Annotated in this window: 16 protein-coding genes; 7 read left to right on the top strand and 9 right to left on the bottom strand. The window is 47.3% G+C overall.

Annotation, left to right across the window (positions count from 1 at the left end; all coding sequences use genetic code 11):
- Window positions 1-45 precede the first annotated feature (45 nt).
- The gene (locus tag A3GA_RS0105510) at window positions 46-414 is read right to left on the bottom strand and encodes a DUF423 domain-containing protein (RefSeq protein ID WP_018026395.1); all 369 of its coding nucleotides are present in this window, start codon (window positions 412-414) and stop codon (window positions 46-48) included.
- Window positions 415-471: 57 nt separating this feature from the next.
- Here A3GA_RS0105510 and A3GA_RS0105505 point away from each other — a divergent pair, with 57 nt between their 5' ends.
- On the top strand, window positions 472-2,274 hold the full coding sequence (locus tag A3GA_RS0105505; protein WP_040614104.1) for an aminopeptidase P family protein: 1,803 nt from the start codon (window positions 472-474) through the stop codon (window positions 2,272-2,274).
- A 122-nt stretch (window positions 2,275-2,396) separates the two neighbouring features.
- On the opposite strand, the gene rpmG is transcribed toward A3GA_RS0105505, so the two are convergent.
- The 7 genes from rpmG to A3GA_RS0105465 all read right to left on the bottom strand — a co-directional run bounded on the left by rpmG (window position 2,397) and on the right by A3GA_RS0105465 (window position 8,424).
- Window positions 2,397-2,564, bottom strand: coding sequence for a 50S ribosomal protein L33 (gene rpmG / locus A3GA_RS0105500; protein ID WP_018026393.1), 168 nt, complete (start codon window positions 2,562-2,564; stop codon window positions 2,397-2,399).
- A gap of 44 nt (window positions 2,565-2,608) precedes the next feature.
- Window positions 2,609-2,845, bottom strand: a complete 237-nt coding sequence (gene rpmB, locus A3GA_RS0105495; RefSeq protein ID WP_018026392.1) for a 50S ribosomal protein L28 — start codon at window positions 2,843-2,845, stop codon at window positions 2,609-2,611.
- A gap of 212 nt (window positions 2,846-3,057) precedes the next feature.
- Window positions 3,058-4,254: a multidrug effflux MFS transporter gene (locus A3GA_RS0105485; RefSeq protein WP_244264047.1), complete on the bottom strand. Its 1,197-nt coding sequence runs from the start codon at window positions 4,252-4,254 to the stop codon at window positions 3,058-3,060.
- Window positions 4,229-5,650 (bottom strand): MATE family efflux transporter, encoded by a 1,422-nt coding sequence (locus tag A3GA_RS0105480; RefSeq protein WP_018026389.1) that lies wholly within the window; start codon window positions 5,648-5,650, stop codon window positions 4,229-4,231. Before A3GA_RS0105480 ends, A3GA_RS0105485 begins: the two co-directional genes overlap by 26 nt.
- A gap of 24 nt (window positions 5,651-5,674) precedes the next feature.
- Window positions 5,675-7,453, bottom strand: coding sequence for an ArnT family glycosyltransferase (locus A3GA_RS0105475; RefSeq protein WP_018026388.1), 1,779 nt, complete (start codon window positions 7,451-7,453; stop codon window positions 5,675-5,677).
- Window positions 7,454-7,626: 173 nt separating this feature from the next.
- Window positions 7,627-7,896: a type B 50S ribosomal protein L31 gene (locus A3GA_RS0105470; RefSeq protein ID WP_018026387.1), complete on the bottom strand. Its 270-nt coding sequence runs from the start codon at window positions 7,894-7,896 to the stop codon at window positions 7,627-7,629.
- A gap of 207 nt (window positions 7,897-8,103) precedes the next feature.
- Entirely contained in the window at window positions 8,104-8,424 is a 321-nt protein-coding gene (locus A3GA_RS0105465; protein ID WP_018026386.1) for a hypothetical protein, read from the bottom strand.
- 196 nt (window positions 8,425-8,620) lie between these two features.
- Between A3GA_RS0105465 and nagB the strand changes: the two genes are divergently transcribed.
- Window positions 8,621-9,370, top strand: coding sequence for a glucosamine-6-phosphate deaminase (gene nagB / locus A3GA_RS0105460; protein WP_018026385.1), 750 nt, complete (start codon window positions 8,621-8,623; stop codon window positions 9,368-9,370).
- A gap of 69 nt (window positions 9,371-9,439) precedes the next feature.
- Here the strand turns inward: nagB and radC are convergent, their stop codons facing one another.
- Window positions 9,440-10,117: a RadC family protein gene (radC, locus tag A3GA_RS0105455; protein WP_018026384.1), complete on the bottom strand. Its 678-nt coding sequence runs from the start codon at window positions 10,115-10,117 to the stop codon at window positions 9,440-9,442.
- 65 nt (window positions 10,118-10,182) lie between these two features.
- On the opposite strand from radC, the gene A3GA_RS0105450 reads away from it, so the two are divergent.
- The 5 genes from A3GA_RS0105450 to A3GA_RS0105430 all read left to right on the top strand — a co-directional run bounded on the left by A3GA_RS0105450 (window position 10,183) and on the right by A3GA_RS0105430 (window position 15,038).
- Window positions 10,183-10,638 carry an FKBP-type peptidyl-prolyl cis-trans isomerase gene (locus tag A3GA_RS0105450; RefSeq protein WP_018026383.1) on the top strand — a complete coding sequence of 152 codons (456 nt, stop codon included), beginning with the start codon at window positions 10,183-10,185 and terminating at the stop codon, window positions 10,636-10,638.
- Window positions 10,639-10,640: 2 nt separating this feature from the next.
- On the top strand, window positions 10,641-11,591 hold the full coding sequence (gene ispH, locus A3GA_RS0105445) for a 4-hydroxy-3-methylbut-2-enyl diphosphate reductase (RefSeq protein WP_018026382.1): 951 nt from the start codon (window positions 10,641-10,643) through the stop codon (window positions 11,589-11,591).
- A gap of 210 nt (window positions 11,592-11,801) precedes the next feature.
- Window positions 11,802-12,251: an azurin gene (azu, locus tag A3GA_RS0105440; protein ID WP_018026381.1), complete on the top strand. Its 450-nt coding sequence runs from the start codon at window positions 11,802-11,804 to the stop codon at window positions 12,249-12,251.
- 601 nt (window positions 12,252-12,852) lie between these two features.
- Window positions 12,853-14,061 carry a porin gene (locus A3GA_RS0105435; RefSeq protein WP_018026380.1) on the top strand — a complete coding sequence of 403 codons (1,209 nt, stop codon included), beginning with the start codon at window positions 12,853-12,855 and terminating at the stop codon, window positions 14,059-14,061.
- A gap of 443 nt (window positions 14,062-14,504) precedes the next feature.
- A complete protein-coding gene (locus A3GA_RS0105430) occupies window positions 14,505-15,038 on the top strand; it encodes a hypothetical protein (RefSeq protein ID WP_018026379.1) in 534 nt (177 codons plus the stop codon).
- Window positions 15,039-15,365 lie beyond the last annotated feature (327 nt).

Raw genomic sequence — 15,365 nt, 5'->3', positions numbered from 1 at the left:
GCGGTGGTTGGTAGGGATACTGGCCGCCGCCGTGTTAGTGAGGGACTATTTTTTAATAGTCGCCACGAGTAGTAATAACCAGCCCGCTAGAAAAAATAGACCACCAATGGGTGTGATCAAGCCCAGTGTTTTGACGCCTAACAGTACAATGGCATAAAGACTACCTGAAAATAGCAATACACCTAGCACAAAAGCCCAGCCCGCCCAACGTGCAATGCCTGGGTGCACGAGGCTAAGGGCTAATAATGGCACGCTTAGGAGCGCTAGACTATGGTACATCTGATATTGCACCCCAGTTTGCCAAACCGCTAATTGCTCGGTGCCCACCATCTGCTTTAGACCATGTGCGCCAAAGGCGCCTAAGGCCACGCCGAGGAAGCCGAAGATGGCCCCTACAATAATGAATAAACGCATACGACGTTGATCCTTTACAATAGAAATTAGTTCGAAACGATATTAGCTAGTAACTATATGAAGATTTTAACAGTTCCACAAAAAATTCAGGCTTTAAGAGAGCACATGGAGGCACATGGCCTGTCGGCTTGGATAGTTTATTCAGCCGATCCCCATCTGTCCGAGTATTTGCCCGAGCATTGGTCACAACGTGAGTATTTAAGTGGTTTTACAGGCTCAGCCGGTTTTATGGCAGTGACACAAAAGCAAGCAGCGTTGTGGACGGATAGTCGCTATTGGGTACAGGCGGAAGCACAATTACAGGGCTCTGGTATCGAGCTGATGAAGCTAGGGGCTAAGGGAGTGCCAAGTCTTGAGCAGTGGATTTGCGCACAGCTATCACCCGCTCAGGTGGTGGGGGTGAATGGCATGGCCCTTAGCGTCGCGCAAGCACAACAATTAGAGCAGCAGTTTGCCGCAGCTGAGTTAGCGATGCAGGTGGATTTGGAATTATTAGATGCCTTTTGGACTGCGCGTCCGCCGTTACCGCAAGCACCGATCTACGAGCATGAGGAGCGTTTTGCGGGTGCACCACGGCGTAAGAAAATCGGTCGTGTGCGTCAGGCCATGCAGGAGCTTGGCGCCAGCTGGCATCTGATTTCTTCCTTAGATGATATTGCTTGGCTATTGAATCTTCGGGGTAGTGATGTAGACTATAATCCGGTCTTTTTGTCCCACCTGTTGCTTTCTGAAGCGGATGCCTATTTATTTGTGGATGAGCAAAAGCTCTCGCCCGAACTGAAGCAACAGTTGCTGCACGATGGGGTGGTGCTTAAACCCTATGAGGCGGTGCAAGCGGTGTTAGCAGCGCAGTTGGCAGACGATGATACCTGCTCACTACTGATTGATCCGGTGCGTACGGCATGGGCTATCGTACAGCCCTATATGAAGCAAGTGCAATTGCGATTAAACCCATCGCAGGGGTTTAAAGCCCAAAAAACTGCCAAGGAAATTGCCCATATCCGTCATGCGATGGAAAAAGACGGGGCCGCCTTATGTGAGTTCTTTGCGGAGTTTGAACGACGCCTACAAGCGGGGGAGCAGCTGTCTGAGCTGGATGTGGATAGCCTGATTACGGAGGCGCGCGCAAGGCAGCCGGATTTTGTATGTCCCAGTTTTGCGACCATTGCTGGCTTTAATGCCAACGGCGCCTTACCGCATTATCGTGCCTTACCTGAGAACCATGCGATGTTGGAGGGTGATGGTTTATTGCTCATCGATTCCGGTGGGCAATATCTTGATGGTACAACGGATATTACCCGGGTGGTACCGATTGGCACGATCACTGCTGCCCATAAAAAAGACGTGACCTTGGTGTTAAAGGGGATGGTGAATCTATCGATGGCGGTGTTTCCGGTGAATGAGCCGGGGCCGAATCTAGATGCCATTGCACGATTGCCTTTATGGCAACATGGTTTAGATTTTGGTCACGGCACCGGTCATGGGGTCGGCTATTTTCTGAATGTACATGAAGGGCCACAAGTGATCTCGCACTATGGCTTTGGTCGAGCGCATACGGAGATGAAAGAGGGTATGATCACCTCGAACGAGCCGGGTCTTTATCGCACCGGTCAATGGGGGGTACGGATTGAAAACCTAGTGCTAAACCAAAGCGCTTACAAGACGGAGTTCGGTGAGTTTTTGCGCTTTGAAACCCTGACATTATGCCCCATCGACACGCGCTGCATTGATGTGGCACTGCTCACCGAGACGGAGCGAGCATGGCTCAACAGCTATCATGCTGAGGTGCGTGAGCGTTTATCACCCTATGTTACGGGTGAGACAAAAGACTGGTTGCTGAAACGAACTATGGCAATTTAGGATGCGGTGATGGATTAGCCCTCCCTCTGATGCACGGTGGGCTATCCCCTTGGCAGAGCTTGCCCATAAAAAAAGCTTCTCAATAACTATGAGAAGCTTTTTTAAAACCCTGAGACTTAGGACTACTTAAGTCTGGTTTCCTTGTACTCAACGTGCTTGCGTACAACTGGGTCGTACTTTTTAAATACCATCTTGTCAGGCGTGTTACGCTTGTTTTTAGTGGTGGTGTAGAAGTGACCTGTGCCGGCAGTTGATTCTAATTTGATTTTTTCGCGAATACCTTTAGCCATGATATGTTCCTTTAAATTTAAATTCTATGATGCATGACCGGCGATTAAACGCTTTGACCATTAGCGCGCATTTCGGCTAAAACGGCATCAATACCCTTTTTATCGATAGTGCGTAAAGCACTGGTGGAAATACGTAAACGTACCCAGCGCTGCTCACTCTCTACCCAGAAACGACGGGACTGAAGGTTAGGCAGGAAGCGACGCTTAGTTTTGTTTTGCGCATGTGATACTTTATTACCGGACATAGGGCGCTTACCGGTGACTTGGCAGACTTTAGCCATGTGAATTACCTCGTTAATTACATCGTTGATTTATAGGCTTGGTTGTTGGCCCAAGCCGGCCTTCTTAGAGCCCATAGCATCCACTATGGAACCTAGCATCATAGCTTGATTTTTGGCATAAATCAATAACTTATTCGTCTTTTCCTCAAAAAATACCCCATCAAAGCGCAAAAACCTGCCTAACCGCGGGTTTTAAACAACAACCGTCTGACTTAGTTAACGCTTGCGACCACGCGCCCGAAGAATAATGCCAACAGCGCAAAGAGTAGCATCGTTGCAAATAGGGGTAGCTCAGTCCCCGTATGCCAATGGCTGACAATGGCACTGGAGCAGGTGCCGAATAAAAAGAGTGTGGCGCCGGTTAGGGCGGAAGCCATGCCTAGGCGATGGCCTTGTTTTTTTAAAGCGAGAATGGGGGCGGTAGGGTTAATCATGCCAAGGCCGACGGTAAAGCTAAACATCACCACCATAAAAACACTTAAATTGACCCTGCCGCTGAGTGATAAGATTACGCCAAGCGCTAGCACCGCCACGGTCCAGTAGGCTGCGATGCGATAGAGTAGCAAGACAGGAATATGGCGACGTAATAAAAAGCCGCAACTTTGGGAGCCTATCATCAGGCCAAAGGCTACGATGCCAAAGCTCCACGCAAATTGATTTGGACTTAAGGTAAAGGTTTCCATCAGTACCGTGGAGGAGGAAGCGATAAAGGCAAACATTGCCCCCATACTGAAACCGGCTGCCAGTGAAAAGCCGATAAAGCTACGGTCAAAAAGCAATTCCACATAGTTCTTAGCGATAAGGGCGGGGCTGATGTGTAGACGATTTTCTTTAGGTAGGGACTCCTTAAAGCAAAAAGCCACCAGTAAAAAGCTAATCAAGCCATAGGTGGCGAGCATCATAAATAGCCCGCGCCAACTACTAAAGCTCGCCAGTATGGCACCAATCATGGGTGCCACCACTGGTGCCATGCCAGTGAGTAGCATGAGTAGGGTCATGGCATTGGCGGCCTCTTGGGTGCTGTAGTGATCGCGCACCACCGCTCGGGAAATGGTCATAAAACAGGCTGCGCCCATAGCTTGCAAAGCACGTCCTATCAGTAAAAACTCAAAGTTGGGCGCAAAGGAGCAGAGTAAACTGGCCGCTAAATAGAGTAGTGCACCGACCATGAGCGGCCCTTTGCGACCGAAGCGGTCGGTGAGGGGGCCGACAATAATTTGTGAAAAAGACAGTCCAAATAAAAAGGCGGAGACGCTCAATTCCACACGATTTTGCGGTACCGCAAAGTCACTCGCAATCACTGGAAAGCTTGGCAGGTACAGGTCAATCGAGGCTGGTCCCACAATCGCTAAAGCCGCCATAATATATAGCCAAAAGGGAATGCTAAACCTTGTTTTTTCTGTAGACATACCAATACCAACTGTGTAAAACCAATGAACAAACCATTAAACTGAGGGCATTCATTAACCAGAGGCTAGCCAAGCCCGTGGTGGAATGGGGCATTAAGACCTGGGTAATCAACGCAAGCTGGCCTTTGCCTGCACCAAAGCCGAAGTAAAAGCCGATGCCGATACCGATGCCGAGTAGGCAGACCGTTTGTAAGATAAAGGGTACGGTGGCAATGCGATGGGCGCGTAGGGCGTAGGTGTTGAGACATTGTAAGCCATCCCAGCAATGAATCACGGGGAAGAAGCTTAATAAACCGCCGGCAATCAAGGCGACCTGTGGATCCTGGGTGTAGAGCCCGATAATCTCGTTTTTCATCAGTAGCACCAGGGCGATGGTGAGGATGAAGCCTGCAATGGCCAAAGCAAAGCCCGCTAACACGCTGCGGTGTGCCACTTCCCATTGTCTGGCGCCGAGGGCTTGGGCGGTCTGCGCTGCGGTGGCAATGCCGATGGACATTGGAATCATATAGGTGAAAGAAATCAGATTAAATAAAATCTGATGGCTGGCGGATACATACGCACCCTCACGCGCCACAAACAAGGTAATAAAGGTAAAGGCACAGATCTCCACTAAATAGGAGGCGCCCATGGGAATACCTAAACGCAAGATTTCAGCGATGATATGCGGTTTTGGTCGTGAAAGTCGTAGTCGATAGCGTTGATAGTGTGGGTCAAGCAATAACAGTAAAAGTCCAACCACTAGCTGGAACCAAGAAACGACGGCGGTGGAAATACCAGCGCCATCACTACCCATTTGACTAAATCCTAGATGACCGAAAATCAATAACCAGTTAATAAAAAACTTTAAGGGTAAACTGGCCACGCTTAAATACATCACCGTGCTGGCTCGTTGACTGGCCGTACAAATCGAATAAACCACACGAAACATCAGCGCTGCTGGTAAGCCATAAAAGGTGTAGCGCAGGTAGCTGGCAACATCAGCGCGTACCTCAGGTGATAGCTCGCCTGCTAAATTGATTAAAAAATCTGGATTGAGGAGGCCGATAGCGCCGATCACGGTGATAAGCAGCGACATCCAAATCCCTTGCCCAAATAACTCACCCACCTCATGCAGTTTGTTGGCGCCAATGGTTTGAGCGCAGATCGGGATTAGGGCATGAATCACGCCCATCAGGCTGATCACGATGGTGACATAGATAGAGGCAGCAATCGAGATGGTTTGTAAGGCTTGTACACTGAAGTTACCCAGCATCACACTATCAATGATGGCAAAGGCTACCCCGACCCATTGGCTGATAAGAATCGGCCAAACTTGGCGTAGAATTTTTGCTGCGAGCGTCACCACTCGCTCAATCGCTGGATCGCGGACGATCGTGGGCTTATTAATCGTGGACACGTAAAACTCGTTGAGCTTAAATGATTAAAACGGTGCAGGCAAGGAAATGAGACGGAATAACTCACCATGCCGATCGCTATCACGACTGCCTTGCCATAGCGTGACCCCACTACTTAAGTGGTCGGCGGCAGGCAAGCGGGAATAAAGATGATCGAGGCCAATACGGCGCTTTTCATTGGTTTGCGTTAGTAGCCACTCACAATCATCATTCTTGGTGAGGATCGTTTGCCCATATATATAAAATAGCGCTGATTGACCTTGACCAACGCCCACGCTGCGGATGCATTCGCCGTTCTTAACATGGGCTTGCACCGCATCAGCGAGCTCATAGGCCACGGATTTATAGCTGCGGTTATAGTCAACCGCCGGCATCCATAGTGCCACGATAATCAGCCAAGAGGCAGTCAGGCCAATGGCAAATAGCACCACGCCACGCCACAGCGCTTCGGGCTTGAGTCTTAAGCGCCAGTTAATCGCCGCAAACCATAAAATTGTCACCACCATACTGAAAATCACTGCCCACCAACGGATTTCAATTTCAAAGCCCGGCACTAAGCGAGTGATATTGGCGTGAATTTTAGCTGGCCAGCCTAAGTATAAGGCAATCCAACCCAACCAAATCACGGCAATGGCTAAGCTATTGACCATGATTGAGTACCAATCCAAGGCATTAATTAGGTGACGACGTATGGTTGGTATCGCCATCGCCGCTAGTATGGTCATTGGTATCACCAGCGGTGCGTATTCTGGTTCAAAGCTATTACTTAGCAGAAGTAATAAAACGAAATTAGCAGCACTCAAGATGGTTGGGATAAAGATATGCGGTGCGGCAAAGTAATAACGCCATTGCCATAAGCTATAGAGGGCAAAGGGCCAAAGCGGTAAAAGGAACCAAGCTAAATCGCGGAGTGAGCTTAAAAAGTCACGCCCATAGCCGCTAAAGGCCGTTTGATTGTACTGTAACCAGGCACTAAACCACTCGGGTTGCTGAGATTTGATAGCCAATAACCAAGCACCTACCAGGACAAGACTAATGAGGAGTGCAATGAGCAGTATCCGTTTATGCTGATGATTGTAGTGTGGGTAAAACAGCAGCATCAGAGCGCTAAGGACGAGCGGAAAGACACCAATCAATCCGGCTGCAAAAAAGCTACCACTGAGACCCGCAATTAAGAAGAATAAGGCTTGCTTAGGCAGCTCTAAAATACGCACAAAGCCGTAAAAGACTAGGGCGTGGCAGGCCATCAGTAGCGGGATAAAGCTGGTCTCATGCATGCGCATCAGGATGCCGAAGCAGGCAATGAGGAATAAAAAGGCACAATCTGCCAACATCCGCCCGTAATCACGTGGTGCCGGATCGCCGCCAAAGGGTAGTGGCATGGGTTGACATTCGGGGCGGTGCGCTAATAAATAGCAGCCATACCAAATGCCATACAGCACAATATAAAAGTACAGTAAGTTTGCCAGTTTCACTGCGGCAATTTGCGATTCTAAGGGATTTAGCCATAAAGCAAAGAGTGGGCTGAAAACGGCTTCAAAGGCTGCGCCTATCCAGAGCAGTAAAGGGCCCTGTTCAACGGCGGGTAAATCACCAATATAAGGCGCCATAAAATACGCACCGCCGTCATGGATCGCTCGTAACATGCTGGCTAAGCCGACTGCATCATCGGTTTTCCAAGCGTCCCTGAAAAATAGGCCGAACAGCACATAGGCCAAGCCTACCCAGAGTAAGGTTTGTCTAGGTAGCTTACGCGTTGTGGGCGCAGTTAAGCGGGCAGGTGTTTTTATTTCTTGTAAAGGCACAGATTGAATGCTGAGATTAGGATTAGTAAATCCCTGTAGTTTAAACTAATTTAACAAGATATTCACTAAGCGCTGTCTAAAATCGGCTTTAGGCCAGTGCGTTGTTAGAGCGATTGAACAATAAAAAAAGCAGCCCATCAGGCTGCTCTCTGTACTACCCTAATCAATGCTGATTAGTTGCTTTTCTTCTTTAAAGCGCCAGCTGTAGTTGCATAGCGATTGCGGAAGCGCTCAACGCGACCGGTTTCAACAACGCGAGTCTGTGCACCGGTATAGAAAGGGTGTGATTCAGAAGTCACATCACATTTGTATAACGGGTAAGTTTGGCCGTCGATGTCGATGGTTTCACGTGTTGGTGCAGTTGAGCGAATAATGACATGATTACCGGTTTGTTGGTCTAAAAAAACCACATCGCGGTACTCAGGGTGAATACCTTCTTTCATGATAAATCCGTATATAGTGCTAATTGGGTCGCCAACCTCACATACCATATGGAGGCCACGTATCCTGTTAATAGCAGGGCAGTATAACAAATATCCCTGTCAAATAAAAGTAAAGACGGATAAAAATCCGTCTTTTTGTTGCGAAAAGGCTAAATGGCTTTTCAAAATGGCACTGTAAAATCAGTGCCTTAGCCGTGGCAGCGCCTATTAGGAGGCGACGATCAGAGCTGGCATATCAACCGTAACATGGGCGGAGTCCAAGGCAATGGCAATATGCTTGGCAAAGTTTTCAGCCAGGCCGGGATGATCGTTTAGCTCATGGTAACCAACCTCCTGCGCAATACCTAGGATGCGGTCTAATAGCAGCACCTTACCACTGGGGCGAAAGGGCTCGCACTCGAGCTCCTCCCATTTGGCGTAGAGCCACTGCTGTGCTGCCTCAATGGAAGCCTCGCTAAGATCCAGGTCGTTAAGCGTGTATTCTAAGCGCTGATCGGGGCTGAATATGAAAGTAACTTGATGTTTCACAGTGAATGTCCTTGTTATCCGCTTGAAGAGCGTGTCAATAGTTTAGATTTAACAATTTGAACATGTTTTTTACCCCTTAACTGTCATGCTGTTGACTATCATAGGAGGGATTTTTGTGGCGCTGATGGCAATCATTTAAAGCGCTTTTCGAATTACTTTATAATACCTTTCCCACTCATTTTTATATTGCAAAACCATGTTTTTAGTCTTTAAGGATCCATCTGCTGTTGCTCAATTTGTCAGTGAGCGCTTAGTTCAATTAATTAAGGATAAGCCTGCCGCGATCTTGGGGTTGGCGACTGGTAGCACCATGGAGCCGGTGTATGAGCGCTTTTGTCAGGACGTGAAGGCGCAGGGACTGGATGTGTCGCAGTTGAGCTCCTTTAATTTGGACGAGTATATTGGTTTATCGGCCGATCATCCGCAAAGTTATCATTACTATATGAATCGGTATTTATTTGATCATCTGAACTTTGCTAAGTCTAAAACCTTTGTGCCGGATGGTACGCCTGTGGATGTTGAGCTGCACTGTGAGCAGTATTCACAAAAGATTATGGACAATGGTGGGATTGATTTGCAGTTGTTAGGGGTAGGTGGTAATGGTCATATCGGCTTTAATGAGCCGGGCACGCCCTTTGATAGCCGCACCCATGTGATTGATTTGTCCGTGCAGACACGTATCGATAATAGTCGCTTTTTTGATTCCATGGATGAGGTGCCAACGCGCGCAGTGACCATGGGCATGAAAGATATTATGGAGGCTAAGCAGATCCTCTTTATTGCCACGGGTGCGAATAAAGCGGACGTGGTGGCGGCACTGTATGCCAGTGACTATGATGAGCAAATGCCTGCCTCAATGCTTAAGCGGCATCCGAATACACTTTTTATTATTGATGAAAAGGCGGCGGCTCAACTGCCAGCGAGTGCGGTTCAGCGCATGGCCTAAATAGGCTGCACCCACTCGCATTTACAGCTAGTGGCGTCAGGGTATCCATCACCTAACGCCACTTTTTAGTTAAAATAGCCCGAGTTCTGATAGTGAATTCGCCTCTTTTTGACTCACTACGATATGATCCAGTAGGGTGACATCAATCAGTGCTAATGCCTTATGCAGGTGCTTGGTGAGTGCGATATCTGACTCACTGGGGGTAGCGGAGCCTGAGGGATGGTTATGCGCAAGGATCACGGCGGCGGCATTAAATTTGAGTGCTTCCACTGCCACCTCCCTTGGGTAGACGGTGGTGCGGCTGAGGGTGCCGCGTGAAACTTCAGTGCAGCAAATGAGTCGATAGCAAGCATCAAGATAAATGGCAATGCAATGCTCCACCGCCAGATGCCCTAAGCGATTGATGCAATAGCGCTTTACCAGTTGTGAATTGTTGAGCGTGTCGCTTTGGCGTAGCTCCTCCTCAATGCTGCGTCCGGCTAGTTCATTAATGGCTTGAAGCTGGCAGATTTTAGCATTACCCATGCCTTTAAAGCGGCGCAAATCGCTATAGTCGGCTGCTAATAAATTACGTAAACCGCTAAATTGCTCCAGTAATTCAGCACTGAATTGCACGGCATCGCGCCCAGGCGCACCGGTGCCTAGCACCACGGCAAGTAGTTCGGGAGTGGTTAGGACTTTGGGTCCATGCTGTAATAAGCGTTCTCTAGGTCGCTCTTGGCCTTGAAATGTATGTGGTGTATTCATTTTAGGTACAATAAGTGTTTAATCGAAACTTAACTATGGCTTAAAGCCTCAGGAAAAACGCAAAAGTGAGTAATATTGTCCATGCAGATTCGTATTTAACCTTGCATTACCGCATCAGCTTGGATTCTGGAAAGGGCAAGGGGCAGGTATTTATTGATACTTTCGACGCTAAGCCGGCAACCCTGTTGTTGGGTTCTGGTCAGTGGTTGCCAGGGTTAGAAGCGCCATTAATTGGTTTAAAGGACGGCGATAGCCTGACTTATCATGTGGCTGCGGCAGAGGCCTATGGCGAGCGTAATCCGGATTTATTAATCCATGTGTCTAAGCAGCTGCTTGATCAGCATGCGGGTGCCGATGCGGATTTTGAGGTGGAGGATATGCTTGAGTTTATGGCACCCGATGGTAGCAAGTATGCCGGCGTTTTTATGGGTTGGGATGGCGACAGTGCCTTAATTGATTTTAATCATCCGCTGAGTGGTGTCGATATCAAGGTGGATGTAGAGATTCTGGGAGTGATGTAGTCATGCCTCAGCAAGCTGAGATTTATTTAGCCGAGCCACGCGGCTTCTGTGCTGGTGTGGACCGCGCCATTGATATTGTAGAAAGAGCCTTGGAGCTTCATGGGGCGCCGATTTACGTGCGCCACGAGATTGTGCATAATCGCTTTGTGGTTGACTCCTTGCGCGCCAAGGGTGCGGTTTTTATTGAGGAGCTGGATCAGGCGCCAGCGGGTGCAATTGTGGTGTTTTCTGCGCATGGTGTCTCTTTGGCTGTGCGGGAGGAGGCGGAGCGTCGTGGTCTGCAGGTCTTTGATGCGACATGTCCGCTGGTGACCAAGGTGCATATGGAGGTGAAGAAAATGCACAATGCCAATCTTGAAATTATCATGATTGGGCATAAGGGGCACCCGGAGGTTGAGGGTACCCTCGGTCAGGCTGAGGGGCGTATTCATCTGGTGGAGACGCCGGAGGATGTAGCTAATCTGGTGGTTGAGAATCCAGATAGTTTGGCTTTGGTGACTCAAACCACCTTATCGGTGGATGATGCCTCTCAGGTGACGGCTGCACTAAAGGCTCGTTTTCCTAATATTGTTGAGCCTAAAAAGAGCGATATTTGCTATGCTACGCAAAACCGTCAGGATGCGGTGAAAATGATGGCGCCTGAATGTGATGTGTTTTTTGTGGTGGGGAGTATTAATAGTTCTAACTCTAACCGTTTACGCGAGGTGGCTGAGCGTCTAGGCTGTCCCTCGTATTTGGTGGATGGGCCCGAGTGTATTAATCCTCAGTGGTTGGAGGGGGCGCAGCGTATTGGTATTACGGCGGGTGCATCGGCACCTGAGGTGCTAGTGCAGGACGTGATTTCTCGTCTCAAGGCGTTAGGAGCTATTTCAGTTCGTAAAATGCAGGGGATTGAAGAAAATGTCGCTTTCCCCTTGCCGCGTGAATTGTCACGTAAGTTAGTGGATGATTAAATCCCCAGGCTTTGCTTAAACGCAAGCTTTGTGCCCGAGATTTACTTGATAAATTGGCAACTGGCTATATTATAGAGAGGGCGACCGGAATGACAGCTGGGTGTCAGGAGTTGTTACTATTTCGGTTTCACTATTGTATTTATTAATGGTAGGCTATCATCTAATTCACTATAATTTAGTTGAACCTACCACTTGCTAGGAGAAAATAGTATGAAAATCAAATCATTTGCTTTAGCTGCTTTATTGTCTGCTGCTGCCCCTGCGATGGCTGCTGAGTGCACCATCAATATCGAGGGTAACGATGCCATGCAGTACAATGTTAAGGAAATCGAAGTCAGCAAGTCATGCGACGAGGTGACGCTTAACCTTAAACACGTTGGTAACTTACCTAAAGCAGCTATGGGTCATAACGTCGTGATTTCTAAAGCTGCTGATGCACAAGCTATCGCTACTGAGGCAGCTGCAGCGGGTCCTGCTAATGACTACTTAAATAAAGACGATGAGCGCATCATCGCCCATACCGATATGGTTGGTGGCGGTGAGGAGACCTCTGTTAAGTTTAAGCCTTCTGTATTTGAAGAGGGTGAGAGCTATGAGTTCTTCTGCTCATTCCCTGGTCACTTTGCGATCATGAAAGGCTCAGTGAAATTAGTCGACTAAATAATTATTGATGTAGGGGCTTCGGCCTCTGCTGACTAAGACACAATATGAACCACTGCTACGGCAGTGGTTTTTGTTTGCCTATAGAAAATAGGTAGGTGGATAAAGGGAGTCGTCGTGTATATCAACGATGTGTTTGGAAATTAAGCGCACTGCATTGGCTTGACTTGTTGTGCACAAGCTACGTAAAAGTGAGATTTAAGGTATTTTTGTTGTATAAAAATAACAGAATACAGTAAAAACGTATCACTTATACAACATAAACGTTGTTTTATCGCTAAAAACAGGTAAACTGAAGTTGTTGTTTGGTTTTGTTTGTATGAAGTAGTTGGGGCTCTAACTTAAAGTATTTTCTTAAGAGTGCCAACAAGCAGCAAGACCTAGGGTTGTTGTTTTAGTTCTTTTTTGTTGCCTCATGGCAACAGAAGCGCGACTAAAACAACAAAAAAAAGAGAATTTTGAGTTTAAGAGTAGTCAAAACACTCAAAATTTGGTGCAATAAACACATCTTCCCTTTGTGGAATATTTAGAGGGCAGTCATTCAAACAAGTGGATGTTGCGAATACTGTTCTAATTACTCAAATCTACGGAGATTTAACAAATGAAAAAGACTTTGCTAGCTGCAGCTCTTGTTACCGGTTTCGCCGGTGTTGCTCACGCAGAATCATCTGTCACTTTATACGGTTTAGTTGACGCTGGTTACGGTTTTAAACAGACTGAGACTAAGTTCCGCGGCGATTACCAAGGCAACAAGGTAAGAGTACGTGAAAATGGTGTTGATAGTGGCGTTCTTAACGGTAACCGTTGGGGTCTAAAAGGTAAAGAGGACCTAGGTAACGGTACATCTGCTATCTTCGTATTAGAGAGCGGTTTTAATCTTAATAATGGTAAATCAGCTCAGGGCGGTCGCTTATTTGGTCGTCAGGCCTATGTTGGTTTGGCTGGTGATAGCTGGGGTACTTTCACTATCGGTCGTCAGTACAACGCTGCTGATACCTTTGTAGCGCCTGTTGATCCATTTGGTACTGGTGGTGGTTTAGCTTCTGCTACTGCAGTTTTTGGTAGTTCGTTATCTGAGCGTAACGACGGTGTTATTAAGTATGTAACTCCTAACTACAGCGGTTTCCAGTTTGGTCTTGGTTTAGTTCACTCTGATAAAGAAGAAAAGACGAATACTGCTACTGGTAGCTATAAAGAAACTAAGCGTCAAATTGGTGTAACTACTGGTTTGGGCTTTACTTCAGGTCCTATCTATCTAGGTGCTTCATTTGACTATATTGATGGTAAGCATAAGAACACTAATCCAGGTAATCTTGAGGACGTAAGAACTAAAACTAAAGCATGGAACGTTGGTGCTACTTATGACTTTGATGTAGTTAAGTTGCACTTAATGTACGGTGCTTTAATTGATGGTCACGTTAATCCTGACGCCGACTTAGAAGCTGGTATCGGTGACTTAACAGCTGCGGCTTTTTCTAACATGCGCGGAACCAATCCAGCTGCTATCGGTGGTGAAGGTTTACGTCAGCACTCTTGGTTAGGTGGTTTATCTGCGCCTGTGGGTGATGCTGGTAAGATTATGTTCTCTTACGCTGGTAACACTTCTAAAAACAAAGAGTGGAATGAGAATGTAAAAGTTAAATCTCACAAGTTTGCTTTAGGCTACCGTCACAGCTTATCTAAGCGCACTTCCGTATACGGCGTAGCAGCTTACGGTTGGGCTGAAGGTAAAGAGCGTTACGAAAACTTCAACGGTAAAGCGAAAGCTACAGCAACTCAAGCAGTTGTTGGTTTACAGCACCGCTTCTAATTGTTCGCATGGCTTCTTGGCCGTGTAGAATAAATAGATAAAAAAGCCACTCTTCGGAGTGGCTTTTAGCATTTGTGTTCTCAGGAAGCTGCAGGGTTTGCCTGATCTGAAGGTTTCATCATAGTCAACAAGTAATAGCATGACCGCCTGCAAGAATCCCAACTAAACATGGTTAGACTGATCTCCTGCTCGTAATAATATGTCGCATCTGACATAGATTGGTAATAGCGCTCATCACAAGAGATGGTTACACTTGACTGACTTCTTTTGCTTTTATTAATCATATTGGTGAAGCAAAAAAAGGAAGCGCAAGTGAGGCAGAGATAGCTGAGTTTGCAAAATGTGGTTTAAATAGCTTTAGAAGTGTTTGAATCACGACTAACTAATATCCCTTAATTGTTTATTAGCTTAGTTTTTTAACCATTCACAATAGAGGTGGTGTGATGAAAGTAAAAATATTAGTAGCAACATTATTCGCTTCGTTTGCCTTAATAGCTCACGGCAATACTGATACGAATGACACTCACGTTGAAGAAGCCAACTCGCTTGGTAGTCCAGCGAGTACAGGTTATGCTGGTGCAGGCTCGCCAGATAAGCCTCAACCTAAAAAGGCTGACAGCAATGAAGCATCTTCAGCTGAGGTGGTTGAGAAGATGTCTCGGGATGGTACTGAGGAAGAGCTGCCAGGGGCGGTGGAGCAGGCGATGGGTGATGACAGTCCCTTAAGTGCTATTCCTCGCGATGATTTACCTAAAGAGTGTTTAGACTATTTCCAAGCGCTTGAGGATCGCTTGCATCGATTCCCCGAAGCTAAAGACGCGGCTGTAAAAGCAGCTGAGGAGTTGAGAGCATCCTTTGAGTCCATGGAGGGTGATTTAGAGCAGTTCACCCAGACCTGTAAAGACAGGTATGAAGATTTTAAAGAAGCAAATAAAAAGCTAGACAAACGTTTGGAAAAAGACGAGGCTAAAAAGTGAGTGGCCTCCTCGATTAAAAAGCTGCGGTTTTAATTCGCAGCTTTTTTTGTGTGTTTGCCCAGCGAGGTTGGCAAACCCGACAGGTTGCAAGAGACCTGTATCACCCTGACTAAGGGGAAGATAATCCGAATGGCAAGGGCGTTGCTGGCTAACGGCAGGGTCTGAAGGAAGCCATAGGAAGTAAGATGTCCATAGCGTTAGTGAACCTGATTCGGCAGGTTAGGGGGGTAAGCGTGCATAATCTCGCAAAGCCCAATACTTAGTCAGCCCTAACATGTGATTGAGGATGGCATATCTTACAGGGAGTCAACGCAGTAACTGGGGAAG

The sequence above is a fragment of the Oligella urethralis DSM 7531 genome, from assembly GCF_000372065.1.
In the GTDB taxonomy this organism is placed as follows: domain Bacteria; phylum Pseudomonadota; class Gammaproteobacteria; order Burkholderiales; family Burkholderiaceae_B; genus Oligella; species Oligella urethralis.
The sequence above is the reverse complement of the archived record's forward strand: the minus strand, read 5'-3'. Positions and strand labels throughout refer to the sequence as shown.